Below are 594 nucleotides of genomic sequence, written 5' to 3'. Positions count from 1 at the left end.
GCACCGGCGTGAGCCACAGGCAGTCAACGCCGAGCTCGTCGAGGTAGTTGAGCCGATTTTCGAGCGCCTCAAAAGTGGTCTCGGCTTCCTCGTCGTCGTCCGCGTAGCCGCGGACGTAGATCTCGTAGAGTGTGCTGTCCGTGGCCCACTCGGGCGGCTCGTTGAGCCGGGTGACGCCGAAGTCCGCACCGTCACCGAGCCGATCGACGCTGACCGCGTCGGCGACGCTGTAGCTCGCGCCGACGGCGACCCCGTGGACGCGGACCCGGTCGTCGATCCCGTCGAGTGGGACCCGGAGTTCGCGGTCGTCGACTGCCGCATCCTCACGGGTTGCGTCATCCCGGTCGTCGAGAAGGAACTCCACGTCGAGATCGGCAGCGTCGCGTGACGAGTCCGGGTGTGGCGTCGGCGTCGCCCGGAAGACGGCCTCGTCACCTTCGATTTCTGCGTCGAGCCTGACACGGGGGCGCCCATCCTCATCCTCGGTGGGTTCGGCGCGTGCTCCAGATCCGGATCCGGAAGCGAAGCCACTCTCGCCGCCGCTCTTTCGGGCTGAGCCACTCTTGCCGCTATAGCCGCTCTTCCCGCTTCTCC

The 594-nt window shown here is 67.5% G+C and carries 1 pseudogene; it reads right to left on the bottom strand.

What is annotated here, in order from left to right:
- Positions 1 to 594 (bottom strand): annotated as a pseudogene (locus DVK07_RS23985) (alpha-amylase); the annotation flags it as partial.

It is taken from the genome of Halorubrum sp. Atlit-26R (genome assembly GCF_003666015.1).
Taxonomy (GTDB): domain Archaea; phylum Halobacteriota; class Halobacteria; order Halobacteriales; family Haloferacaceae; genus Halorubrum.
Note: the sequence above shows the minus strand (reverse complement) of the source record. Positions and strands in the feature narration are given on the sequence as shown.